At 64.7% G+C, this 24,731-nt stretch carries 22 protein-coding genes; 13 read left to right on the plus strand and 9 right to left on the minus strand.

The window, feature by feature from the left end:
* Positions 1-7: 7 nt before the first annotated feature.
* Both NOV72_RS27915 and NOV72_RS27920 read right to left on the minus strand, forming a co-directional pair.
* Entirely contained in the window at positions 8-2,932 is a 2,925-nt protein-coding gene (locus NOV72_RS27915) for a molybdopterin oxidoreductase family protein (protein ID WP_106857769.1), read from the minus strand.
* Positions 2,933-3,008: 76 nt separating this feature from the next.
* Entirely contained in the window at positions 3,009-4,079 is a 1,071-nt protein-coding gene (locus NOV72_RS27920) for a YeiH family protein (protein ID WP_106857770.1), read from the minus strand.
* Between the two features lie 115 nt (positions 4,080-4,194).
* On the opposite strand from NOV72_RS27920, the gene NOV72_RS27925 reads away from it, so the two are divergent.
* From NOV72_RS27925 to NOV72_RS27960, 8 genes are all read left to right on the plus strand, one after another.
* Entirely contained in the window at positions 4,195-5,085 is an 891-nt protein-coding gene (locus tag NOV72_RS27925; RefSeq protein ID WP_106857801.1) for a LysR family transcriptional regulator, read from the plus strand.
* A gap of 139 nt (positions 5,086-5,224) precedes the next feature.
* Positions 5,225-6,034 (plus strand): sugar phosphate isomerase/epimerase family protein, encoded by an 810-nt coding sequence (locus NOV72_RS27930; protein ID WP_106857771.1) that lies wholly within the window; start codon positions 5,225-5,227, stop codon positions 6,032-6,034.
* 43 nt (positions 6,035-6,077) lie between these two features.
* The gene (locus tag NOV72_RS27935; protein WP_106857772.1) at positions 6,078-7,079 is read left to right on the plus strand and encodes a sugar kinase; all 1,002 of its coding nucleotides are present in this window, start codon (positions 6,078-6,080) and stop codon (positions 7,077-7,079) included.
* A gap of 54 nt (positions 7,080-7,133) precedes the next feature.
* On the plus strand, positions 7,134-8,414 hold the full coding sequence (locus tag NOV72_RS27940; RefSeq protein ID WP_106857773.1) for an MFS transporter: 1,281 nt from the start codon (positions 7,134-7,136) through the stop codon (positions 8,412-8,414).
* 658 nt (positions 8,415-9,072) lie between these two features.
* Complete coding sequence (locus NOV72_RS27945; RefSeq protein ID WP_106857802.1) at positions 9,073-10,038, plus strand: 2-hydroxyacid dehydrogenase; 966 nt, start codon at positions 9,073-9,075, stop codon at positions 10,036-10,038.
* Between the two features lie 104 nt (positions 10,039-10,142).
* Positions 10,143-11,222, plus strand: a complete 1,080-nt coding sequence (locus NOV72_RS27950) for a LacI family DNA-binding transcriptional regulator (protein ID WP_106857774.1) — start codon at positions 10,143-10,145, stop codon at positions 11,220-11,222.
* Positions 11,223-12,014: a YhfC family glutamic-type intramembrane protease gene (locus NOV72_RS27955; protein ID WP_106857775.1), complete on the plus strand. Its 792-nt coding sequence runs from the start codon at positions 11,223-11,225 to the stop codon at positions 12,012-12,014. It begins immediately after the preceding gene.
* Positions 12,015-12,053: 39 nt separating this feature from the next.
* A complete protein-coding gene (locus tag NOV72_RS27960) occupies positions 12,054-12,419 on the plus strand; it encodes a DUF3022 domain-containing protein (protein WP_106857776.1) in 366 nt (121 codons plus the stop codon).
* On the opposite strand, the gene NOV72_RS27965 is transcribed toward NOV72_RS27960, so the two are convergent.
* On the minus strand, positions 12,416-12,844 hold the full coding sequence (locus NOV72_RS27965) for a PGDYG domain-containing protein (protein ID WP_106857777.1): 429 nt from the start codon (positions 12,842-12,844) through the stop codon (positions 12,416-12,418). The genes NOV72_RS27960 and NOV72_RS27965 overlap by 4 nt on opposite strands.
* A gap of 119 nt (positions 12,845-12,963) precedes the next feature.
* Positions 12,964-13,482, minus strand: a complete 519-nt coding sequence (locus NOV72_RS27970; RefSeq protein WP_106857803.1) for a Spy/CpxP family protein refolding chaperone — start codon at positions 13,480-13,482, stop codon at positions 12,964-12,966.
* A gap of 164 nt (positions 13,483-13,646) precedes the next feature.
* Here NOV72_RS27970 and NOV72_RS27975 point away from each other — a divergent pair, with 164 nt between their 5' ends.
* From NOV72_RS27975 to NOV72_RS27985, 3 genes are all read left to right on the plus strand, one after another.
* Positions 13,647-14,537, plus strand: coding sequence for a LysR family transcriptional regulator (locus NOV72_RS27975; RefSeq protein ID WP_106857778.1), 891 nt, complete (start codon positions 13,647-13,649; stop codon positions 14,535-14,537).
* A gap of 112 nt (positions 14,538-14,649) precedes the next feature.
* Positions 14,650-15,105, plus strand: coding sequence for an Lrp/AsnC family transcriptional regulator (locus NOV72_RS27980; protein WP_106857779.1), 456 nt, complete (start codon positions 14,650-14,652; stop codon positions 15,103-15,105).
* 159 nt (positions 15,106-15,264) lie between these two features.
* Complete coding sequence (locus NOV72_RS27985; RefSeq protein WP_106857804.1) at positions 15,265-16,374, plus strand: saccharopine dehydrogenase family protein; 1,110 nt, start codon at positions 15,265-15,267, stop codon at positions 16,372-16,374.
* On the opposite strand, the gene NOV72_RS27990 is transcribed toward NOV72_RS27985, so the two are convergent.
* Both NOV72_RS27990 and NOV72_RS27995 read right to left on the minus strand, forming a co-directional pair.
* Positions 16,371-16,949, minus strand: a complete 579-nt coding sequence (locus NOV72_RS27990) for a P-loop nucleotide/nucleoside kinase family protein (protein ID WP_106857780.1) — start codon at positions 16,947-16,949, stop codon at positions 16,371-16,373. The genes NOV72_RS27985 and NOV72_RS27990 overlap by 4 nt on opposite strands.
* A 30-nt stretch (positions 16,950-16,979) precedes the next feature.
* Positions 16,980-18,293: a cation:proton antiporter gene (locus NOV72_RS27995; protein ID WP_106857781.1), complete on the minus strand. Its 1,314-nt coding sequence runs from the start codon at positions 18,291-18,293 to the stop codon at positions 16,980-16,982.
* Positions 18,294-18,512: 219 nt separating this feature from the next.
* On the opposite strand from NOV72_RS27995, the gene NOV72_RS28000 reads away from it, so the two are divergent.
* Entirely contained in the window at positions 18,513-19,895 is a 1,383-nt protein-coding gene (locus NOV72_RS28000; RefSeq protein ID WP_106857782.1) for an FAD-containing oxidoreductase, read from the plus strand.
* A gap of 666 nt (positions 19,896-20,561) precedes the next feature.
* Here the strand turns inward: NOV72_RS28000 and NOV72_RS28005 are convergent.
* The 3 genes from NOV72_RS28005 to NOV72_RS28015 all read right to left on the minus strand — a co-directional run bounded on the left by NOV72_RS28005 (position 20,562) and on the right by NOV72_RS28015 (position 23,759).
* Positions 20,562-21,803, minus strand: a complete 1,242-nt coding sequence (locus tag NOV72_RS28005) for an MFS transporter (RefSeq protein WP_106857783.1) — start codon at positions 21,801-21,803, stop codon at positions 20,562-20,564.
* 31 nt (positions 21,804-21,834) lie between these two features.
* On the minus strand, positions 21,835-23,052 hold the full coding sequence (locus tag NOV72_RS28010; protein ID WP_106857784.1) for a hypothetical protein: 1,218 nt from the start codon (positions 23,050-23,052) through the stop codon (positions 21,835-21,837).
* Positions 23,053-23,198: 146 nt separating this feature from the next.
* A complete protein-coding gene (locus NOV72_RS28015) occupies positions 23,199-23,759 on the minus strand; it encodes an ankyrin repeat domain-containing protein (RefSeq protein ID WP_106857785.1) in 561 nt (186 codons plus the stop codon).
* A gap of 346 nt (positions 23,760-24,105) precedes the next feature.
* Here NOV72_RS28015 and NOV72_RS28020 point away from each other — a divergent pair, with 346 nt between their 5' ends.
* Positions 24,106-24,726 carry a DUF938 domain-containing protein gene (locus NOV72_RS28020; RefSeq protein ID WP_106857786.1) on the plus strand — a complete coding sequence of 207 codons (621 nt, stop codon included), beginning with the start codon at positions 24,106-24,108 and terminating at the stop codon, positions 24,724-24,726.
* The last annotated feature ends 5 nt before the right edge of the window (positions 24,727-24,731 follow it).

Genomic DNA, 24,731 nt, shown 5'->3' on the forward strand with positions numbered 1-24,731 from the left:
GTCTCCTTCAGTCGTTACGCTTGATGGCGTTGCGCAGGCGCGCCGCGAACTCGCCGCGCCCGGCGAAATACGTCTGCACGACGCGCTGGATCGAGCCGGCCATGCCCGGCGATGGAGGCATCGGCGCGAATTGCGGCAGCGTGTGGCGCGCGTCAGCTTCGGCGGGATAGACGCGCACGCGCACGTCGTACCAGGCCGCCTGTCCGGTGATCGGGTCCGAGTTGGAGAAGCGCGCGCCTTCGTTTCTGGATGCCGGAAGCTCGTCGGTGATGAGGTGATTGAGCAGGAAGCCGCGTTGCGATTCGTTGGCGTCGGGGCCGAGACTCCACGCGCCCGACGCCTTGCCGATCGCGTTCCATGTCCAGACCGTGCCCGGTTCGACCGCCTCGCTGTAACGCGCCATGCAGCGCACCTTGCCCCATTGCGATTCGACGTAGATCCAGCCGCCGTCCTCGATGCCGTTCGCCTGCGCCATGCGCGGATTCATGTACAGCATGTTCTCGCCGTGAATCTGCCGCAGCCACGCGTTCTGCGAGTCCCACGAGTGATACATCGCCATCGGGCGCTGCGTGACGGCTGCGAGCGGATACGTCGCGAGATCGGTCGTGGCGAGTTCGAGCGGCGCGTACCAGAACGGCAGCGGATCGAAATACTGCTCGATGCGCGCGCGCAGATGCTCGGGCGGCTGCCTGCCTTGCGTGCGTCCCCGTGCGGCGAGACGGAACTTCTGCATCACGTCGGAGTAGAGCTGGATCAGGATCGGCTCGCCGAACTTTCGAAAGCCCTTGTCGACGGCGAATTGCAGATAAGGCCCGTTGCAGTTGCGCATGTATTGCAGCGGCTCGGGCAAGGTGTAGTGATAGACGCAATCGTGCTTCGCGTACTCTTCCCACTGGTTCGGATTCGGCTCGCCGACGAGCGCATCCTTGCCGTCCTTGCCGCGCCAGCCGATCAGAAAGCCGACGCCCGATCCCGGCGCCGTCTGATGATTGACGATGAAGTCCGGATAGTCCCGATACTTGCGCGCGCCTTCGGGCGTCGTGAACGCGGGCAGCTTGAGCCGGCTGCCGAGTTCGACCAGCACTTCCTGAAACGGCCGGCATTCGCCCGTGCGCGGCACGACGGGCACGCGCACCGAATCGACGGGGCCGTCGAACTCGGAGATCGGGCGATCGAGCATCGACATCGCGTCGTGGCGTTCGAGATAGGTCGTGTCGGGCAGGATGAGATCCGCGAACGCGGTCATCTCCGACTGGAACGCGTCGCACACGACGATGAACGGAATCTTGTACTCGCCGTTCTCGTTCTTGTCGGCGAGCATCTTGCGCACTTCCATCGTGTTCATCGACGAGTTCCACGCCATGTTGGCCATGAAGATCATCAACGTGTCGATGGGGTAGGGATCGCCGCGCCACGCGTTCGTGATGACACTGTGCATCACGCCGTGGACCGCGAGCGGATATTCCCACGAAAACGCACGGTCGATGCGCACGGGCGTGCCGTCGTCGTGAATGAACAGGTCTTCGGGCGAAGCGGGCCAGCCGAGCGGGCCGCTCGCGAGCGGCGTGTTCGGCTTGACCTGATCGGGATGATTCGGCGGCTTGGCGGACGGCGGCACCGCGCGCGGAAACGGCGACTTGTGACGGAAGCCGCCCGGGCGGTCGATCGTGCCGAGCAGCGACATCAGCACCGCGAGCCCGCGGATCGACTGGAAGCCGTTCGAATGCGCGGCGAGCCCGCGCATCGCGTGAAACGCGATGGGATTGCCCGTCACGGTAGCGTGCTTCTTGCCCCAACTGTCCGTCCATTCGATCGGCAGCGTGATCTTGTGATCGCGGCTCACCTGGATCATTTCGGCGGCGAGGCGCTTGATCGTCGCGGCGGGAATGCCGGTGATATCGGCGGCCCATTCGGGCGTACACGACTTCACCTGCTCGCGCAGCAGCGCGAAGGACGGCGCGACGGGCGTGCCGTCGTCGAGCGTGTAGCGGCCGTCGAGCGCGGGCTCGGCGTCAGCGGCGTGATGCGCGACCGCGCGATTCGTCTTCGTGTCCCACCACAGATGATTTTGCGGAAAGAGCGCGTTGCGCTCGGGCGTATCGCCGTTTTTCACGAAAAGCCCGAACGTATCGCTCGCTTCGTTCATGTCGAGCAGTTCCGCCGCGTTCGTGTAGCGCGTGACGAACTCGTGATCCCAGGCGTCGGCGGCGATCAGTTCGTGGATGAGCGCCATGAAGAGCGCGCCGTCGGTGCCGGGGCGGATCGGCACCCATTCGTCGGCGATGGCCGCGTAGCCCGTGCGGATCGGATTGATCGCGATAAAACGCCCGCCCGCGCGCTTGAACTTGGAAATGGCGATCTTGAGCGGATTCGAATGATGATCTTCCGCCGTGCCGATCATGAAGAAGAGCTTCGCGCGATCGAGATCGGGGCCGCCGAATTCCCAGAACGAGCCGCCGATCGTGTAGATCATCCCGGCCGCCATGTTGGCCGAGCAGAAGCCGCCGTGCGCCGCATAGTTGGGCGTGCCGAAGTTCTTCGCGAAGAGGCCGGTCAGCGCCTGCATCTGGTCGCGGCCGGTGAAGAGCGTGAACTTCTTCGGATCGGTGGCGCGAAGGTGGGCGAGACGTTTTTCGAGCGTGTCGAGCGCGACGTCCCACGAGACCGGCTCGAACTGCGCTTCGCCGCGCAGTGCGCCGGGCTTGCGCATCAGCGGCTGCGTGAGACGCGCGGGCGAGTACTGCTTCATGATGCCCGAAGCGCCTTTCGCGCAGATCACGCCTTGATTGAGCGGATGGTTCGGATTGCCGTCGATGTACCGGACTTCGCCGTCGCGCAGATGCACGCGGATGCCGCAGCGGCATGCGCACATGTAGCACGTCGTGGTCTTGACATCGAGCTTCTCGTTCTGGGTGCGAGCGCCGTGTTCCATGACTTGCTCCTTCAAAAGCGTTATCGCGCGAGGGGACACTCGCGCGCATCGATGCATCGGTACTTCAGTGCATCGTTCAGCCGAACAGCCGCTCGACGCCGAGCGTGATCGCGAGGCCGCCGCCGACGAGCCACGCATACAGGATCGCGCCGGTGGCGAGGGCGCGCGGGCCGGCTTCGCGGATCTGCGCGATGCGCGTCTCCATGCCGAGCGCGGTCATGGCCATCGTGAGGGCGAACGTGTCGAGCGTGTTGATCGTGCTGGTCGCGACATCGGGCAGCACATGCAGCGAGTTCACGACGACGAGCGCAAGAAAGCCGAGCGCGAACCAGGGCACCGCGATCTTGCCTTTGCCTTGCGCCGCGCCTTCCGAACCGGCACGCGAGCGGCTGATCCAGAAACCGACCACGAGCAGCACGGGGACCAGCAGCATCACGCGCGTCATCTTGACGATGGTCGCGATGTGCGTCGCTTCCGGGCTCACGTTGCTCGCCGCGCCGACGACCTGCGCCACTTCGTGGATCGTGCCGCCGAAGAACAGACCCGCGCCGAGCGTATCGAGATGCAGCCAGCCGGCGTTGAGCGCGAGCGGGTAGAGGAACATCGAGAGCGTGCCGAACAGCACGACGCTGCCGACGGCCATCGCGCTCTTGTGCGGCTTCGATTGCAAGGTCGATTCGAACGCGAGCACCGCCGCCGCGCCGCAGATCGCGCTGCCGGCCGCGGTGAGGAGCGCCGTGTCGCGGTCGAGCTTCATCAGCTTCATGCCGGCCCACGTGCCGATCACGAGCGTGCTGACGACGACCAGCACCGACACCGTGAAGCCCGACAAGCCGACTTGCGCAATTTCCTGGAGACTCACGCGCAGCCCGAAAAACGCGACCGCGATTCGCAGCAGCTTGCGCGCGGAGAAGTTGACGCCTGCCGCCCAGCTATCGGGCATGCCGTGACGCAGCGCGTTGCCGTACACCGCACCCGCGACGATACCGACGATCAACGGGCTGATCCCGAGACCGGCGACGGCGGGAATGCTGGCGAGTCGCGTGACGGCGGCGGCGAACAGCGCGACGAACAGGATGCCGTTGAGCTGGCCGCGCGTCGAGGACGCGGCTGGCGCGAGTGTGTGTGCGGACTGAACCGTAGACATGGATGAACCCGTTTTGAATTGGATGATTCGATGGGCTAATCCTATTCCCGATATATCAATATGAAAAATCGTGATTTAGAATGGGAAATATCGGATGGGCTGATATTTGATCGAAATGACCCCGGAACAACTGATAACTTTTGCAACAGTCGCGGAGCACGGCAACATAAGTCGTGCGGCGGTGGCGTTGCACCTGTCGCAGCCTGCCGTGTCCGGGCAGTTACGGCTCTTGCAAGAGGAATTCGGCGAGCCGCTGTATCAGCGCGATGGCCGCGGCGTGCGTCTGACCGCCGCCGGCGAACAGTTGCTGGGCCACGCGGAGCGCCTGCGCGAGACGTATCGCGCGGCGCATGCGCTACGCGACGCGCTGCGCGGGCTGGAGCGCGGCACGCTGCGCATCGGCGCGAGCACGACGCCCGCGAGCTATCTGCTCCCGTATCTGATCGCGGCGTTTCACAAGCGCTTTCCGGATGTTCTCGTCACGACCATCGACGGCAATACGGCCGATATCGTCGCGGCCCTCGGTTCGCTCGATATCGCGCTGGTCGAAGGCTCGCCCGGCCACGATCTGCCGCTCGGCACGACCGTGACGTCGTGGCGCGAGGACGAGATCGTCGCGATTCTGCCGAACGGCCATCCGCTCGCCGACGGGCGCGAATCCGTCACGCTCGATGAACTCGGCGCGCATCCGCTCGTGCTGCGCGAGCCGGGCTCGGGCGTGCGGCAGGTCATCGAGCGCGCGTTCGCGGATGGCGAAGCGCCGATGCGCGTCGCGCTGGAAATCGCGGGTGTCGAGGGCGTGAAGGAGGCGGTGCGCGCGGGCATGGGCATCGGCTTCGTGTCGGCGATGTCGATCCGTCACGAAGACAACGCGTTGCAGCGCGTGCGCATCGCGCCGAACCCGCTCACGCGGCGCTTTTCCATCCTGCTGCCGCATGCGGCCACGCCGTCGCGCGTCGCCGCGCGCTTTCTGGAACTGTGCGACGAGCCCGGTCTGCTCGGCTAGGGAATTCCACTATGGCGCGTCGGTGGCGGTCTGACGCACCATTCGTTCTCAACGGAGGCGCTGCGGCGTCTTTTTTGAAAATTGTTTATGGAACCGGTTCCAAACGAGTTTTGGCATCGAAATCGACAGCGAGACGCAAGTGAACGAGATTTCCCGGATCGACAAGGCAAGCGCCGAAATCGTGATCGTCGCGAGCGCGTTCGGCGCGGACGCGATCCGGCGCGATGGCCACGCCGTCTGGGCCGCCGCCGCGGCACGCGCGGGCGCGGACGGCGTCGAAGTCCGCCGCGAATTGTTCGCGAGCGAAGCCGATGCGCGGCGCGAATCACTCGCGCTGCTCGGCGAACGGCTCCGCGCGCTGGATTTGTGGTCCGTCTATTCGACGCCCGCGACGCTTTTTCACGACGACGGCTCGCTCGACCGCGAAGCACTCGGACTCGCCATCGACGAGGCGGCGGCGCTGAACGCGCGCATCGTCAAACTGCAACTGGGCGGCACGGAAAGCGGCGTCGCGACCGATCCGGCCACGCTCGACCGCCTGATGACGGGACTCGCCGCCTCGAAGGCGCGTGTCGTCGTGGAGAACGGGCAACTGAAGGCGGGCGGGACGATCGGCGCGTTCGAAGCGCTTTTCGCCGCGCTGCCGGAGAAAAGCGGTCTCGCCATGACCTTCGACACCGGAAACTGGCACTGGGCCGAACAGGATCCGCTCGACGCCGCCAAGCGCCTCGCGCCGTATGTCGCCTACGTGCACTGCAAGGCGGTCATGGGCGAAGGCGCGCGCCGTTTCGCCGCCGCGCCCGCGAACGGCGACGCGCGTTTCGCGACGCTGCTCGCGCACTTGCCGGGCGACGTGCCGCGCGGCATCGAATATCCGTTCATTCCCGGCGCGGACGTTTCGCTCGACGGCGACGCCGCGCGTCAGGTCGCGCGAATCGCGGCATTCTGAATTACGCATTTTGCATTCAGCATTCATCTGCAAAGGACACGACATGCAAGCCAAGTCTGAAGCACTCGACGTCGTCACCTATGGCGAAGCGATGACGATGTTCGTCGCGGCCGTCACCGGCGATCTCGCGAAGGCCGGTCAGTTCACGAAGCGCGTCGCGGGCGCGGACCTGAACGTGGCAATCGGCCTGTCGCGCCTCGGGTTCAAGGTGGGCTGGATGAGCCGCGTCGGCAACGATTCGTTCGGCCGCTACGTGCTCGACGTGCTCGCGTCCGAAGGCATCGACGCACGCCGCGTGACGATCGACGAGCGCTATCCGACCGGCTTTCAGCTCAAGGGCAAGTGCGACGACGGCAGCGACCCGGCCGTCGAATACTTCCGCAAGGGTTCGGCCGCAAGCCACCTGTCGCTCGACGATTACGCCGCGGACTACGTGCTCGGCGCGCGTCATCTGCATCTGACGGGCGTTGCGCCGGCGATTTCGGCGACCTCGCGCGAGCTCGCGTTCCACATGGCCCGCGAAATGCGTGCGGCAGGCAAGACGATCTCGTTCGATCCGAACCTGCGCCCGACGCTCTGGCCGTCGCGCGAGGCGATGGCCGAGTCGCTCAACGCGCTCGCCGCGCTGGCCGACTGGGTGCTGCCCGGCGTATCCGAAGGACTGACGCTGACGGGCCGTGCGAAGCCGGAAGACATCGCCGCGTTCTATCTCGACCGTGGCGCGAAGGGCGTCGTCGTCAAGCTGGGCGCGCATGGCGCGTACTTCCGCACGGCGGATGGCGAAGCGGGCATCGTGCCGGGCGTGCCGGTCGACAACGTCGTCGATACGGTCGGCGCGGGCGATGGCTTCGCGGTCGGCGTCGTGAGCGCGCTGCTCGAAGGACGCGACGTGCGCCACGCGATCGCGCGCGGCAACCGTATCGGCGCGCTGGCGATTCAGGTGATCGGCGACAGCGAAGGGCTGCCGACGCGCGCCGCGCTCGATCTGCTCGAAGCACAGGATTTCAACGACAAGACGGCCAAAGCCGCGTTCGATCTGGCCTGACGAACAAGAGGCCATCCGCCGGGAAACACAACCGAATTGCGTCCGGAGACAACCATGCAATCCTCAACTCCCAAACTCGCGATGCGCCGCTGGTGGGCGATCATGCCGATCGTCTTCATCACGTACAGCCTCGCGTATCTCGACCGCGCCAACTACGGTTTCGCCGCGGCTGCGGGCATCAATCAGGATCTCGGCATCAGCAAGGGATTGTCGTCGCTGATCGGCGCGCTGTTCTTTCTCGGCTACTTCTTCTTCCAGATTCCCGGCGCGATCTATGCCGAGCGCCGCAGCGTGAAGAAGCTCGTGTTCTGGAGCCTGGTGTTGTGGGGCGGATGCGCGACGCTCACGGGCATGGTGAGCAACATTCCGTCGTTGATGGTGATCCGCTTCGTGCTCGGCGTCGTCGAGGCCGCGGTGATGCCGGCGATGCTCGTCTTCATCGCGAACTGGTTCACGAAGTCGGAGCGCTCGCGCGCGAACACGTTCCTTATCCTCGGCAATCCGGTGACGGTGTTGTGGATGTCGGTCGTATCGGGCTATCTCGTGAATTCGTTCGGCTGGCGGCACATGTTCATTGCCGAAGGTGTGCCTGCGATCGTCTGGGCGGTGATCTGGTGGTTCATCGTGAAGGACAAGCCGGCGCAGGTGAACTGGCTGACGGACCAGGAAAAGAAGGATCTCGATGCGACGCTGCGCGCTGAACAGGCCGCGATCAAGCCGGTGAAGAACTATCGCGAGGCGTTCAAGTCGCCGGCGGTGATCAAGCTGTGCGCGCAGTATTTCTGCTGGAGCATCGGCGTGTATGGTTTCGTGCTGTGGCTGCCTTCGATTCTGAAGAGCGGATCGACGCTCGGCATGGTCGAGACGGGCTGGCTCTCGGCGGTGCCGTATCTGGCGGCGACCATCGCGATGTTGCTGGCTTCGTGGGCATCCGACAAGCTCCAGGCGCGCAAGGCGTTCGTGTGGCCGTTCCTGCTGATCGGCGCGGTGGCGTTCGCGGGATCGTATTTGCTTGGTTCAACGAACTTTTGGGCTTCGTATGCGTTGCTCGTGATCGCGGGCGCGGCGATGTATGCGCCTTACGGACCGTTTTTCGCGATCGTGCCGGAGTTGCTGCCGAAGAATGTCGCTGGCGGGGCGATGGCGCTCATCAACAGCATGGGCGCGCTGGGATCGTTCGTCGGATCGTATTTCGTGGGCTATCTGAATGGGGCGACCGGGTCGCCGGCGGCCTCGTATGTGTTCATGAGTGCGGCTTTGTTGCTTGCTGTCTGGCTCACTTTGGCGGTTAAGCCGCAGGCTGCGGTGCGGGCGGGGGTTGTTGTGAGGTCTTGAATGCTTTTTTTGTTGTTTTCGCAGGATCCCGATTTGCTTCTGGTTTATTAGCGTTGCCCCTGTGCGGGGCGGCAGTCACATTCTTTGCTGCTGCAAAGAAAGTAACCAAAGAAAGCAGCTTTTGAGGCCCGCGGTCACACGCAAGTTGGCCACGTTTCTCCTTGCAGATGGCCCTCGCCTAAGTGTCGCCCTCACAGGCCCAATCGGGCTTGGATCGCGCACGGTTTGCCGCGCCAGTCACCAAGGCCGCTGGTTCAGCACGAAAGAGTTCCGGCACAGCGCTGTGCGCTGCCGTTGGGTATGTGGGGGAAACCGTCGAGAAAGAAGCGCACGCGGCCCCCCGATTGACCCATCGGCCGCGAAGCGGGCTGGAGCCATTTCGTGCTGAGCCAATCTGGCGTGTGGTGCGATGTGTCAGATCGTGCGCGATCCAAGCCCGATAAGACCTTTGAGGGCACTCGCTACTCTGGGGGCCATTCAGCCAATCGCCTGTGCCGCGGCCGGTGTGAGGTACTTTGGATGGGGATAGCTGCTTTCTTTGGTTACTTTCTTTGCAGCAGCAAAGAAAGTGACTGCCGCCCCGCACAGGGGCAACACAAATAGACCGACACGAATTCAGGATTTCACAGAAGCCCAAACCGACCGAAAAAAAGCCATGCTGAAAAAAATCGTAGTCTACAAACCCTTGCCAACCGACGTGGAAGCCTACCTTCGCGACAAAGCGGACGTAATCAACGTCGATCCAAAAGATCAAGCCGCATTCACAGCGGCGCTAGAGCACGCTGACGGTGCCATCGGCGCAAGCATAAAGATCACCCCGTCCATGATCGAAGGCGCCAAAAACCTGAAAGCGCTGTCGACCATCTCCGTAGGCTACGATCAATTCGACGTCGATGACCTCACGCGCCGCGGCATCGTGCTCACGCACACACCCGACGTGCTCACCGAATCCACCGCCGACACCGTCTTCGCGCTGATCCTCGCAAGCGCGCGCCGCGTCGTCGAACTCGCGGAATGGGTGAAGGAAGGCCACTGGACATCGAGCATCGGCGAGGCATGTTTCGGTGTCGACGTCCAGGGCAAGACGCTCGGCATCGTGGGCCTCGGACGCATCGGCGGAGCGGTCGCACGGCGCGCCGCGCTCGGTTTTCGCATGAACGTGCTTTACACGAACCGCAGCGCGAACGAGCAGGCGGAAAAGGAATTCGGCGCGAAGCGCGTCGAGCTCGACGAACTCCTCGCGCAATCCGATTTCGTCTGCCTGCAAGTGCCGCTTACGCCGCAGACGCGCGGGCTCATCGGCGCGAACGAGTTGAAGAAGATGAAGCAGAGCGCGATTCTGATCAACGCATCGCGCGGGCCGACCGTCGACGAAACCGCGCTCGTGGAAGCACTGAAAAACGGAACGATTCGCGGCGCGGGCCTCGACGTGTTCGAGCAGGAACCGCTGCCCGCCGGCTCGCCGCTCCTCGCGATGAAGAACGTCGTCGCGCTGCCGCATATCGGCTCGGCCACGCACGAAACGCGTCACGCGATGGCGCGCAACGCCGCCGAAAATCTCATCGGCGCACTGGACGGCACGCTCACGCGGAACATCGTCAATCGCGGCGTGCTCGCGCGCTGAAAGCGTGGGGCCGGGCGGGCATGCGCTAACATGCGCGATGCGAGGAGAACGATAATGACGGCATCGCGTCCCGCCTCACGGCGAAGCGCGCGCCCACGACCACTATGTCCGACGATCCCACATTGACGAACCGCCCGGCCGCATTCGGCGCGCGCCGCGCAACGATCACCGATGTCGCCCGCGAAGCCGGCACGGGCAAGACCAGCATTTCGCGCTATCTGAACGGCGAAATGGGCGTGCTGTCGCCCGACTTGCGCGAGCGCATCGAGGCGGCCATCGCGAAGCTCGACTATCGGCCGAATCAGATGGCGCGCGGCCTGAAGCGCGGGCGCAATCGCCTGATCGGCATGCTGCTCGCCGATCTGACCAATCCGTATTCCGTCGAAGTGCTGCAAGGCGTCGAGGCCGCGTGCCACGCGCTCGGCTACATGCCGCTCATCTGTCACGCCGCGAACGAGATCGACATGGAGCGGCGCTATCTGCAACTGCTGACCACCTATCGCGTCGAAGGCGTGATCGTCAACGCGCTCGGCGTGAAGGAAGAACTGCTGCAAGGCTTCGCGCAAGGCGGCATTCCCGTCGTGCTCGTCGATCGTTCGGTCGATGGTTTCATCACCGACATGGTCGGCCTCGACAATCCCGCCGCCGTGCAGCGCGCCACGCGTCATCTCGTCGACGAAGGCTTCGACGAACTGCTGTTCATCGTGCAGCCCGTCACGCACGTAAGCTCGCGGCGCATTCGTGAAGCCGCGTTTCGCGAGACCGTCGCCGCGCTCGGCGCCAGCGGCTCGACGCTCGTCATCGATCTCGCCGATGCATCGCCCGCGCTCGCGGAACTCGACACGCGGGTCGCGGCGGCGAAAGCGGCGGGCAAACGCGTCGCGCTCTTCGCGGCGAACGGGCCGGTCGCGCTGCGCGTCGCGGTGCATCTGAAGGAGCGCCACGGCGCCGACTGGCAAGCGAGCGTCGCGCTGATGTCGATCGACGATTCCGAATGGGCGCAACTCGCCGGCATGACGACCGTCCGCCAGCCGACGTACGATATCGGCCGGCGCGCGGTCGAATTCCTGCACGAGCGGCTCGGCGGCGCCGCGATGCCCGCGCGCGAATGCCTGCTGCCGGGCGAACTCGTCGTGCGCGCATCGACGACACGGGAAACTCACCAAGCATCACAGGGAATCTGAATGGTCAGTGTTTCGACGTTGCTGAGCCTCGCGCTCGCGACGCTCATCATCGCGGCGATGCCCATCGTGCTGTACAAGAAGGTGCGGCCGCGCTTCGGCATCGTGCCGCGCGAGGCGATCCTCGGCATCGCCGTGTTCGCGCTCTTCGCGATGGTCATCGAACGCGCGCTGCACGGCTTCGTGCTGAGCAATCCGGTCACGTCGGCGTGGCTCGCGAATCCCGCGATATTCGTGATCTACGGCGCGATCGCGGCGGGCTTGTGCGAGGAAGTCGGACGTTTTCTCGCGATGAAATGGCTGATTTCGCGCGAGCCGGGCGCGCTCGATCGTCACGGGCCCGCGCTCGGCTACGGCATCGGGCACGGCGGGGCGGAAGCGTGGATCGTCGGCGTGCTCGTGCAGGTGCAATGGATCGTCTACGCGGTGCTCGCGGATCGGGGTACGCTCGACTCGCACTTCGCGAGCGCGCCGCTTGAAGCGCTCGCGCGCATCCATCTGGTGCTGATGAGCCTGTCGCCGTTATCGGCGGGCATTTTCGTCGTCGAGCGGGCGAGCGCCTTCGTGTTGCAACTCGGTTTTTCCGCGCTGATGTGGCAGATGTTGCGCGAACGCTCACGCCACGCGCTCGCGTTGCTCATCGCCGCGCATGCGCTCGTCGGCTTGCCCGCCGCGCTGTTTCAGGCGCGGCTCGTGCCGCTCGTCGCCGCCGACGCCGTGTATCTCGTGCTCGGCGTGATCGTCGCGGTGGCGCTCGTGCGCTACTATCGGCGCGCCGCTGGTCGCGTCGCCTGAACGCGAACAAGCTGGCTTCAAACCGGATTTCGACATCGAATGGACGACTATCAATACGACTGTCCGAGCGCGGACATCGACATGCTCGCGCACGTGATCTGCGATCTCTTTCCCGAGCAGACGCAATTCGCCGAACGCAAGGACGATGCAGGCCGGACTTCGCTCGTGATTCACTACGTGGCGATGCGCTTCGGGTCGAGCGCGCGGCGCATCACCATCGACGTGCGTTTCGATCCGGCCGCGCTCGCGCGATATCGTGCGCTGCCGGCGCGCATGCACGCGCGCAGTTATGCGGTGCTGCGCGCCTATGTGGAAGCGACGCTCGGCTCGCTCGAAGAGATGTACGCGGACGGCCAGACCGTGCCGCGCGAAGTGGACATCGAGATGGGCGAGGACTTCGCCTAGGCCTCGCGATAGACCTTCGCGAAGCGCGCCGCCTTCACGACGCCATAATCGCCCGGCGCGTATTGCATGACCCAGTCGCCGGCGTCGCCGGTGAGGATGTCGCCGGCGGCGGACCGGGCGATGGAGAAGGGCTCGTGCATCTCCTTCGCGAGCACGACGCTCGGACGGTTGCGATACGTGCCCGCCTCGCCGTGCGCGATGCCGCCTTCCGGCACGTACCGGGCGTCGAAGCGCTCGCGCGACACAACCCAGCGCTCGCCGCCGCTGCCGGTGACGATCGCGTCGCCGCTCGCGTAGCGGTTCGGGCCTTCGAGACTCATGAGTTCGCCCGATGCCGCCGCAAATTCGACGGCGACGGCTTCGTCTTTCACGACGCGGCGCGCGGCGGGATCGGTGGCGAGGTCGAGGTTTGACAGATGGAGCATGGTGCGATCCGGAGTGACGTTGGCGGAGCGGGATCGTAACGGCATTCGCGCCATTTTGCACCCGGCGGACGAAAAAAAGCCCGCATCGCGCGATGCGGGCTTTCCGGTTCGGCAAACGCTCAGGGCTTGGTCGCCGAAGCCGCGTCCGCACCCGCCGCATGCGGCCGGCGATGCGCGTGAGTGCGCTTCGACTTGCCGTGCTCGTCGCGGAAACTCGTATCGGCGAGCTTCTTCTGTTCGGGCGAAAGGCTCGCGTAAAGCGGCTCGAAAGCTTCGACGAGGCGCTTCGTGCCGTCCGCGTTCGCTTGCGTGATCTGCTCGTATTGCTTCATGTCGTCGAGCGCGGACATGGTCTCGCGCTGCGCAATGCGCTGGCGATACAGATCCGCCATCGTGCGGCCGTTGTCGCGCATCACGTCGGCGAACTTCGACCACTGATCTTCCTGCTGCGGCGTGATCTTGAGGCTCGAATGCAGATCCGCGATACGCTCTTCGACGCGCGCTTCGCGCTTGCTCGCGCCCGGAGCGGATGCCGCGGCCTGCGCGGCAGGCGCCGATGCCGAAGCGGGCGCCGACGTCTGCGCGAAAACCGGGCTCAATGCGCACAATGCGGCCAATGCAACGAGTGTTCTTTTCATTCGGGTTACCTTCGATCGATATGGAAAGCGGCGTGCTTCGTTAGCCGCGCTGAAAGGCAGCGCGATGAGCACGCCATCGGCGGATATTAGTATCACGATTGCATGCGAATTCGCCTGCATTGCCACAACTGCTTACATTCGAAACGTCTCTGGAAAATAACGCAGTGGATACCTTGTTGAGCATGCGGGTCTTTGTCGCGATCGTCGAGGCCGGGAGCCTGAGCGCGGCGGCCGAGCGCTTTTCGATCTCCGCGCCGATGGCGGGCAAGCATCTGCAGGCGCTGGAAGCGCGGCTCGATGCGCGTCTTCTCGTGCGCACGACGCGGCGTCAGAGTTTGACCGAGATCGGCCGCGAATACTACGAGCGCTGCCGCCGTATTCTGTCGGAAGTCGATGACGCCGATTCACTCGCCGAATCGATGAGCGCGACGCCGCGCGGCGTACTGCGCGTGACGGTGCCGCTCACGTACGGCGTGCAGTTCGTCACGCCCGCCGTGACCGAGTTCCTCGCGGCATTCACGCAGATCAGCGTCGAGCTCGATCTGACCAACCGCGTGGTCGATATCGTGGAAGAGGGTTTCGATGCCGCCGTGCGCATCGGCGCGCTGGCCGATTCGAGCTTCGTCGCGCGTCCGCTCAAACCGTATGCGATGACGGTGTGCGCATCGCCGTCCTATCTCGCGCGAGCGGGCACGCCCGCGACGCCAGCCGATCTCGCGAGTCACGAGTGCCTGGGTTTCGTGCATCTGGGCCGCGAGGCGGGCTGGCGGCTCGAAGGCGAGGACGAAGCGATGCACGCGCATCGCACGCAGTCCGCGCGCTTTCGTGCGAACAACGGACAGGCGCTCAAGAAGGCGGCGCTCGCGGGATTCGGTCTCGTGCTTCAGCCGCATGCGCTCGTTGAAGACGAGCTAAAAAGCGGCACGCTCGTCGCGGTGCTCCAGAATTGCCTGCCGAAACCTTCGCCCGCGCATCTCGTCTATCCACGCGATACGCGCGCAACGCCCAAGCTCGCGAGCTTCGTCGATTTCATGATGACGAAGCTAGGCGTCTGACGAAGGTTCGTTTCGCAATGTCTCGGCGATAATGCAAAACACAAAACGCCGGATGCCAGATGGCATTCAAAACGCATAGCGCAAAACACAAAATGCCAACGGAGACGCCTACATGAGACCACCGCGCCTCGACCAGCTCGACGACATCGATCGCAATCTTGTCGCGCTCTTGCAGATGAACGCGCGGGAGAGCGTCGCGAATCTCGCGCGGCAACTGGGCGTCGCGCGCACGACGGTGATCGCGCGCATTGCGCGGCTCGAAAAGAACAACGTGATCGCCGGCTATGGCGTGCGGCTCGGGCAGGACGTCCTCGACGCGAGCATTCAGGCTTATGTCGGCATCAAGCTCACGCCCAAGTTCGGCCGCGATCTGCAAAAGCGCTTTGCGCGCATGCCGGAGATTCAGTTGCTCTGCGCGGTGAGCGGCGAGTTCGATTACGTCGCGTGGCTGCGCGCCGATTCGCCCGACCGGCTGAACGATCTGCTCGACGAAATCGGCGCGCTGGAAGGCGTCGAGCGGACGACGACCTCCATCATCCTCGCGCGGAAGATCGATCGCGCCGGCTGAGCGCGTGCGCTGCACATTGCAGCGTTCGATCGTCGGAATGACGAAAATCATCGTCGAAGCGCATCATTTTGCGTCTAGGATCAGTATTCCCGCGCTCCTAAACTGTGTGAAGAAGGACATCGGATTGACCCGCCATCCGCACACACCAAGGAGATGAATATGAAAGTGGCCCTCGTCGGCGCCGGATTGATCGGTCAGAGCATTGCCCATTTGCTGCGTGAAACGGGGGACTTCGAAGTCGTCGCGTTCGATCGCGACGAGCACGCGCTCGCGCTGCTCGAGGCGCAAGGCATCCCGACGCGCCGCGTCGATTCCGCCGATACGCCCGCGCTGCGCCAGGCGCTGGTCGGCTTCGATGCGCTCGTCAACGCGCTGCCGTATTACCTCGCGATCAATGTCGCGTCGGCGGCGAAAGCGGCGGGCGTGCATTATTTCGATCTGACCGAGGACGTGCGCGCGACCCACGCGATCCGCGCGATCGCCGACGATTCCGAGCTCGCGTTCATGCCGCAATGCGGCCTCGCGCCGGGCTTCATCGGCATCGTCGCGCACGATCTGGCAAAGCGTCTCGACGACGTGCGCGAAGTGAAGATGCGTGTCGGCGCGCTGCCCGAGTTTCCGACGAACGCGCTGAAGTACAACCTGACGTGGAGTATCGACGGCCTTATTAATGAATATTGCCAGCCGTGCGAGGCGATCCGCGAAGGGCGCACGCAATGGGTGCAGCCGCTCGAAGGCGTCGAACATTTTTCGCTCGACGGCACCGAGTACGAGGCGTTCAATACGTCGGGCGGACTCGGCACGCTATGCGAAACGCTCGCGGGAAAGGTCGAGACGCTCGACTACAAATCGGTGCGCTATCCGGGTCATCGCGACCTGATGAAGTTCCTGCTCGACGATCTGCGCATGTCCACGGACCGCGACGGCCTCAAGACGATGCTGAAGCGCGCGGTGCCCTCGACGGCGCAGGATGTCGTGCTGATTTTCGTCACCGTGACGGGCATGCGTCGCGGGCAACTCGTGCAGGACGTGTTCACGCGCAAGATCTTCGCGAAGGACGTGTGCGGCGTGCCGATGAGCGCGATCCAGATCACGACCGCCGGCGCGATCTGCGCGGAACTCGATCTGTTCCGTGAAGGCGCGCTGCCGCAAAGCGGCTTCGTGCGTCAGGAGCAGGTGCCGCTCGGCGCATTCCTCAATAACCGCTTCGGCAAGCTGTACGAAGGCGCGAACGCGGTCGCGACGGCGCGCCAGCTCGCCGCCGCTTAAGCGACGAGGCGTGCGAGCAGTTCGTCGCACGCCTGACCGGACGGCGCCGTGTTGTCGAACATGACGAGCGTCTGCGCGAGCGCCGCGTCCGGCACGAAAAGGCGCTGACGATATTCCTCCCAATGCGCGAGCTTGTACGCATCGTTCGGATCGCCACGCGCGACGATACGCTCGCGCGCCACGTTCTCCTGCACATGCACCCAGACGACGCGAATGGCGACGTCGTCATCGATGCCGAGCCATGCGCGATCGAAGAGGCGCGACGTGCGCACTTCGCGCGTGAGCGGCGCGACGATCACGACACTCACGCCGAGCGCGAGATTTTCAGCGGCGGTATCGACGAGACAGCGATACTCCGGATCGCGAAAATGTTCGATGAAAAGCGGACTGTCCCGGTCGTGCGGGTCGCCCGTCAGCGCACCGATCGCCGCCGCGCTATAGGCGCCGTAGAGCGTGTCCTTGTCGAGCAGGCAGAAGGGCTCGCCGGCCACCTGCATGAGCGGCGCAAAGAGCCGCCTGGCGAGCGTCGTCTTGCCGGTGCCGGCATGGCCGCAGAAGAAGATCAGATGCTTCACGCGTGATCGGTCCAAAAAAGAAAGGGCGAATCATTCGTCCGAATTTGCGCGCTGATAACGGGTCATGAGCGGCGTGGCGGTGATGCCATGCACGATGACCGAAGCGGCGATGGTCGCGATGACGAGCGGCACGAGCGGCGCGGCCACGTCACGCGGCGCATGCTCGAGCGCATAGAGCAAATAATAGAACGAGCCGACGCCGCGTATGCCGAACCAGCTCATGAGCCGCCTCTGCGCGCCCGTCGCATGCGAGCCGACGAGCGATGCCTTGACCGCCGCCGGCCGCAACACGAAGAACAGCGCGACGATGAGCGCGCCCGCCTTCCAGGTGAACAGGTCGCGCCACATCGTCGCGAGCACGGCGCCGACCATCAGCATGACCGCCACTTCGGCGATGCGTTCCAGCTCGATCGTGAAGCCGTGCACGCGCTCGGCCATGAACGCGTGCGCGCGCTGCGGATCGGAGGCGGCGGCGCCGACATCGTCCGCATCGATCTTGCCGACCGCCTGCCGCGCGGACTTGCCGCCGCTCTCTTTTTGCTCGACGCGGCGCATCGCGAGGCCGGCTGCGAAGACCGCGAGAAACGCATAGGTATGCAGCAATTCGGCGACGCCGTACGACAGCGCGATGAGCCCGAGCGCATAAAAGCCTTCAGGCCCGAGCGCTTCGCCGTGGCGCGTGCGCAAATACGCGACGAGCCGCACCGACAGCGCGCCCAGCAGCCAGCCGCTCACGAGCGCGCCCGCGATGCCCCACGCGGCCTGCAACGCGAAGCCCCAGTGCAGCGCCTCGCCGGGTGTCGCCTCGAAACTGCATACCGCGATGCCGAGCAGCGCGAAGGGCAGCGCGATGCCGTCGTTGAGGCCGCCTTCGCCCGTCAGCGAGAAGCGCAGCAGGTCGATGTCGCCGGGCGTTTCGACCTGCACGTCGTGGGCGAGCACGGGGTCGGTCGGCGCGAGCATCGCGGCGAGCAACAGCGCCGGCCCCCAGCCGAGGCCGAGCGCATACGCGGCGAATAGCGTGAGCACGGCGACCGTGAGGACCATCGCGACGAGGCCGAGCCGGATCGGCAGAAGCCAGAGGCGGTCGGTGGGCGGCACACGCAGCCGCAGGCCGATCGCGAACAGCGACACGAGCATCGCGACTTCGGTGATGCGCCTCAGAACGGTTGCATCGGTCGCGAGGTCGAGCGTCAGCAGATTGCTCGCGCCGGGACCCATCGCGAAGCCGATCGCGAGATAGCACATTGCGGTGCTGATCGGCAGGCGCTTGAACGTCGAGCTGGCGAGGCCCATGAAAATGAGCACGCCGCCAACGACGAGAAACCAGATCGTCTCGATCATGAATGCCTTCGGGTTTCGTGTGCCGATGGTTGGACGGACCGCGCGACGTGGCGCGCGTCACATTCATGACATCGACAGCACGCGCCATGCCTGTTTTACTTTTGCGCGCTTCGGGCAGGGCCGCTGCCTCGCGGTTCACTTGCGCGTAAGATGCATTTCGATCCTTGTAGCGCGATTCGTCATCCGCTTCATTCGCTTCATTCGAACGGAGAATCCAGCATGGCACAGCACTTCGATGCGGTCGTCATCGGCACGGGGCAGGGCGGTTCACCGCTTGCCGTGCGGCTCGCGCAAAGCGGCAGGCGCACGGCCGTGATCGAGCGGCATCTGTTCGGCGGCACCTGCGTGAACGTCGGCTGCACGCCGACCAAGACCTATGTCGCGAGCGCGCGGGCCGCGCATGTGGCGCGCACGGCGGCGCAATACGGCGTGATGATCGGCGGCGATATCACCATCGACATGGCGCGCGTGAAGGCGCGCAAGGACGAGGTGATCGGCGGCTCGCGCACGGGCATCGAGAAGTGGCTGCGCGGGACGAAGAATCTCACGGTGTTCAAGGGACATGGACGCTTCACGGGACCGCGCACGCTTTGCATCGAGGCGAGCGATGGCTCGACGCAGGACATCGATGCCGAACTCGTGTTCATCAACACGGGCACGCGCGCGCTGGTGCCGGAGATCGACGGGATCGAGCGTGTGCCGTATCTGACCAATGCGTCGATTCTCGAACTGACCGAGGTGCCCGAGCATCTCGTGATCGTCGGAGCGAGCTATATCGCGCTCGAATTCGGGCAGATGTTCCGTCGCTTCGGCAGCCGCGTGACCTTGCTCGTGCGCGGCGAGCGCATTTTGACGCGCGAGGACGAGGACGTCGCGCGCGCGATGCAGGACGTGTTCGTGCGCGAAGGCATCGAGTTCCGGTTCGGCACGCAGATCGAGCGCGTGGAGCCGTCGGCAGGCGGCGTGCGCATTTTTTGCGGCGATGAAACCATCGACGCGTCGCATCTGCTTTGCGCGACGGGACGTACGCCGAACACCGACGATCTCGGCCTCGAGCATGCGGGTATCGCGGTGAACAGGCACGGCATGATCGACGTGGACGGTCAATTGCGTACGCAAGCGGAAGGCGTGTATGCACTCGGCGATGTGAACGGGCGCGGTGCGTTCACGCATACGTCGTGGAACGACTACGAGATCATCGCTTCGAATTTGCTCGATGGCGAGTCGCGCAGCGTCGATACGCGGATCATGGCTTATGCGGTGTTCGTCGATCCGCCTTTCGCGCGTGTGGGGATGAGCGAGGAGGAAGTGCGCAGGGATGGCCGCGAGGCGCTCATCGCGACGATGCCGATGTCACGCGTGGGGCGCGCACGCGAGCGCGGCGAGATTGATGGTTTCATGAAGGCGCTCGTCGATGCGCGTACCCGGCGGTTCTTAGGCGCGGCGATTTATGGCATCGAAGGCGATGAAGTCATTCACACTTTTATCGAAATTATGAATGCGGACGCGCCGTTTACTACGCTGCAGCGGGCTATGCATATTCATCCTACGGTGAGTGAGTTGGTTCCTACTTTGCTTGAAGGGCTTAAGCCTTTGCGGTGAGGTTTTTTTGTTGTTTTCGCAGGATCCCGATTTGCTTTTGGTTTATTAGCGTTGCCCCTGTGCGGGGCGGCAGTCACTTTCTTTGCTGCTGCAAAGAAAGTAACCAAAGAAAGCAGCTTCTCAGGCCCGCGGTCACACGCACGTTGGCCACGTTTCTCCCTGTCGATGGCACTCGCCTAAGTGTCGCCCTCAAAGGCCCAATCGGACTTGGCTCGCGCACGGTCTGGTGCACCACATGGTTTAGGGCGCTGGTTCAGCACGAAATAGCTTCGGCACAGCGCTGCGCGCTGCCGCCGGGTCTGCAAGGGAAACCAACCTTCCGCGAATGCGGTGAGATAGACGCGTTAGCAACGAAGCACACGCAGACCCGATTGACCCATCGGCCGCGTAGCGGGCCGGCGCCATTTCGTGCTGAGCCAACTTGTTGTGTGGTGCGATGCGTCAGACCGTGCGCGATCCAAGCCCCGTGAGTTTTGTGGGAGCACTCGCTACTCTGGGGGCCATTAGGTCAATCGCCTGTGCCGCGGCCGGCATGAAGTACTTTGGATGGGGATAGCTGTTTCTTTGGTTACTTTCTTTGCAGCAGCAAAGAAAGTGACTGCCGCCCCGCACAGGGGCAACGCTAATAGACCGACACGAAATCGGGATCCGGCGGAGAAAACCCCCCTAAACCCCCACCGAAGGCTTAGCCTCATCACCAGGGACCCCATGCGCAGTCCGTGTCTCCGGCATAGCGAGCCACACCATCAGCACTGCAAGCGCGCCGGCACCGGCGAGTCCGAAGAAGCTTATCGCCGTGCCGAAGCGGTCGGCGGCGAATCCGGCCGCAGCAGTCGAGAGTGTCGCGCCCACTCCCGCCGCCAAACCGAAAAACCCGATCGTCAGGTTGTAGTGCCCGCGTCCACCCGCGACATCGGCGGCAATGAGCGGCAGCATCACACCGAACACGGCAGCGCTGATGCCATCGAGCATCTGCACCGGCACGAGCAGATAGGGGCTGCTCACGCCCGCAAACAAAATCGCCCGCACCGGCAATGCGCAGAACCCGAGAATCAGCACCGGCCTGCGGCCCCACTTCTGCGCCTGTCGCCCGACCCAGGGCGACAACGCCGCCACGATGAACTGCGGCACGATGATGCACGCCGCGATCACGAGTTGAACGTTGTCGCCCATGTGCGCGGTCACTTCGCCGGCGGCGAGATTGAGCATCGCCGCGTTCGACAAGTGAAACAGCACCACGCACGCCGCGAAAATCAAAAGCCGTCTGTCCTTCAGCAACTCGCGCAAGGACTCGCGCTCCTCACCCTCGGGCGTGAGCTTGGGCTTGCCGGGCGATGTGCGCGGCACGACAGGCGGCGCATCGTAATGAATCATGCGCAGCGCGACGATCGCCGGCAACGCGAGCGCGGCCGTCAGGAAGAACACCGATCGCAACGACAGATACTCGCCGAACGCGCCCATCAAAGCCGCAGTAAGCGCGCTGCCGATCGACGCCCAGCGCGCATTGCGGCCGAGCCGGTCGCCGAGATCGGCGCGCGAGACGAGGGCGAGCGAGATCGCCGCCATCGCCGGGACGAGCATGCAGCTCGCGAAGCCGTGCAGCACTTCGGCAGCGAAAACGGGGACGAACGTCGGGCTCGCGGCGAGCAGCAGCGCACTCACGATGATCGCGATGATCGCGGAGAGCGCTGCGAACTTCTTGTTGCGCATCGCATCGACGAGCGCGCCTGCGGGAAGCTGGCTCGCCATCGCGCTGATCGTGCCGACGGAGAGCATCAGGCCGATCTCGCCCTGCGTCCACTTGTTGGCCGCGAGGTACGAAGCAATGAAAGGGCCGAAGCCGGTCTGCACGTTGGCGACGAAGAAGTTCAGCCAGTCGAGCGCGCGCAGACTGCGTGCAATTACCATGTTGTGAATCGGTTCTCGATGTCGTTATCCGTTATCTGGCCGGGCGCGCGCCCGATGCCTGCACCGTGCCGGAGACCGTCGCTCCGGCCGCGCCCGACGAAGCCGGCGCCGACGCCGCGCTCGCCGCCGACGCCGATGCCGCTGCCGGCGCGGGCACGACCGGCGACACGATCTTGATCGGCTGCTCGGCCGAATAGGTCGGCGCGGCCTTCAGTTGCGCGTCGTTGAAATCCATCTGCAGTTGCCATTGTTTGTTGCGCGAAAGCACATGCAGGTCGCCCCAACTGGCCGCGACATGGCGCTTGTCGCCCGCGAGCGAGCTGGACAGATCGAGCACGAGCGCCTGGGGTTGCGCCTGAGCATCGACGAGCACGTCCACCACGCGTCCGATGCGCGCGCCGTTTTTCTGCGTCACCGTCGAATCGACGAGCTGCATGAAATTGGCCGGCGCCTCCGCGACGGGCTGCGGCTTCGGCACCGGATCCGCCGGCTTGCCCTTCGCGGGCGGCGGGGGCGGCACGAAGGTGATCGGCGCGGTCTTCGAGTTCGGCGTGAAGCGGAAGGCCGTCCACGGAAAATTGACCTTGCGGTCGCCGACGCCCATGAAGCCCGCGAGATTCACCATCAGGAGCTTCGGCTTCGCGGAGGCATCGACATACATGTCCACCGCGCGTCCGACGACCTTGCCGTCCGGACGCTGCACCTCGGCATCGAGCAGGCCGTGGAGTTGATCGTGCTGCATGATGCGCGTCGAGATGATCTGCGGCGGAGGCGGCGGCTCGGGCGGTTCGGGCGGCGGCGCAACGGCCGGCTCGGGCGGCTTCGGCTTGACGACGCGGCGCTTCGGCTTCGGCGCGGGCGCGGGCTTCACGGCGGACGCCGGTTCCGGCGCCTGCACGGCGGGCAACGGCTCTTCGGGCTCGCCGGAGCCGGCTTCGTCAGGCGCGGGAATATACGAGTGCTCGACGATCGGCGCGGGCACTTGCTTGGGCATCAGCCCGCATGCGGAGAGCGCGAGCGCGGCGATGATCGGAAGGCTCGCGGTGAGACGCAGCGCGCGCAACATACGCGCAATGGCGACGATGAGCGCAGCCACGCGCAGCATCGAACGTGCGGCGACGATGAGCGCAACCACGCGCAGCATCGAACGTGCGGCGGCGTTGAAGGCGCTGCTCGTCCGGCACGCTCGCGCAGGCGCGTAATGGCTGATCGGCGACGCATCATCCCGACGCGGGATACCGCCTGTCATCGCAAAAGCTCCATGGTTCCGGGTCACCTGCTTGTCTGGTTCGTTGTTGGATCGGCGGTTACAAGATCGATTCGACGTGCGCGAGGCGTCGTTCGTTCAGCGGACTGAATTTTGCACGCAAAGTGCATCATGCCGGTTGGATGCCTTCACGCTTCAGGCGGTCGCGTCCGCTCAGCGGATGCCCGTGCAAGCCGCGCCGCCGTGTCGGGCGCGCCCATCTTCTCGGCGGCGTCTCGTGCGGAAAAGCCGCCCGCGTCGCGCGCATCCGGATCGGCGCCGCGCGCGATCAGCAGTTCGACGATCTCCACGCGATTGAACATCGCCGCGATCATCAGCGCCGTGCGTCCGTCGGGCGATGCGCCTTCGACATCCGCGCCGTGTTCGAGCAGGGTTTCGATCACATCTCTGAAGCCCTTGAACGCGGCGCCCGCGATCGGCGTCTGGCCATTGTCGTTGCGCAGGTTCGCGTCGGCCTTGTGCTCCAGCAGCACGCGCACCGCGTTCGCGTGGCCGTGATAACTCGCGAGCATCACGAGGCTGTCGCCCTTGTCGTTGCGCAGATTGGGCGGCAAGCCCTTGCTCAGAAGCGCATCGAGCATCGCGGCATCGCCACGGCGGGCGACGTCGAACACTTCGCTCGCGAACGCGATCATGTCGTCGTCAGGGCCGTCGTTCGATTGCTTCGTCGGGTTCCGATCGTGCTGCATGGCTCACTCCATTTCGATCGCGCCGCGTGCGCGGTTCCGGGTTCATCTGAATGCGTTCGGCGCGCGTGTCTCGTCGCGCCGGCATTTTGCATTTCGGTCGAATGCATTCGATCTGGCATTCGGAATGCAATACGCATGTATGCAAAATGCGAAAGCGGACGCGGGATCAACCGGGAGCATACACAGGTTTACTTGCTGCCCGCGCTTTCCGCGTGGCCGGGTTGGCAGGGAGCGGCAGCACGAATCGCGCCATGGCATCCCGGAAGCGCGCCGCTTGACGGTTCTTCGTGCGTCCCGTTAGGCTCGATGCGACTTTCACTCCAAGCACAGGCATGTGCCATTGCATATGAATCAGGCACCATCCGGCTCCGAGCGTCGTTGCGCGCCCGCCGCCGAACGCAATCGCGATGCGATTCTATCGGTCCTCGCGCGCGTGCTGCCGCGAAGCGGCGTCGTCCTGGAGATAGCGAGCGGCACCGGACAGCACGCCGTGCATTGCGCGGCGGCGCTGCCGGGCATCGTCTGGCAGCCGAGCGATCCCGATGCGGACGCGCGCGATTCCATCGACGCCTGGCGCGCGCATGCGGGGCTCGCGAACCTCAACGCGCCGCTCGCACTCGACGTGCTGCATCACGATTGGGGCATCGGGAACGTGGCGGCCATCGTGTGCATCAACATGATCCACATCGCGCCGTGGGAAGCCGCCGAGTCGCTTTTTCGCGGTGCGGGCGAGCGATTGACCGCGGGCGGCGTGCTGTATCTGTACGGGCCGTATCGGCGCAACGGTGCGCATACCGCGCCGAGCAACGAAGCCTTCGATCAGCAATTGCGTGCGCGCGATGCGCGTTGGGGCGTGCGCGACATGGAAGCGGTCGCGGCGCTCGGAGACCAAGCCGGCTTGACGCTCGTGGAGACGGTCGCGATGCCGGCCAACAACTTCAGCGTGGTATTCAAAAAACAGGCGTAGCGAAG

This window comes from Caballeronia novacaledonica (genome assembly GCF_900258035.1).
In the GTDB taxonomy this organism is placed as follows: Bacteria; Pseudomonadota; Gammaproteobacteria; order Burkholderiales; family Burkholderiaceae; genus Caballeronia; species Caballeronia novacaledonica.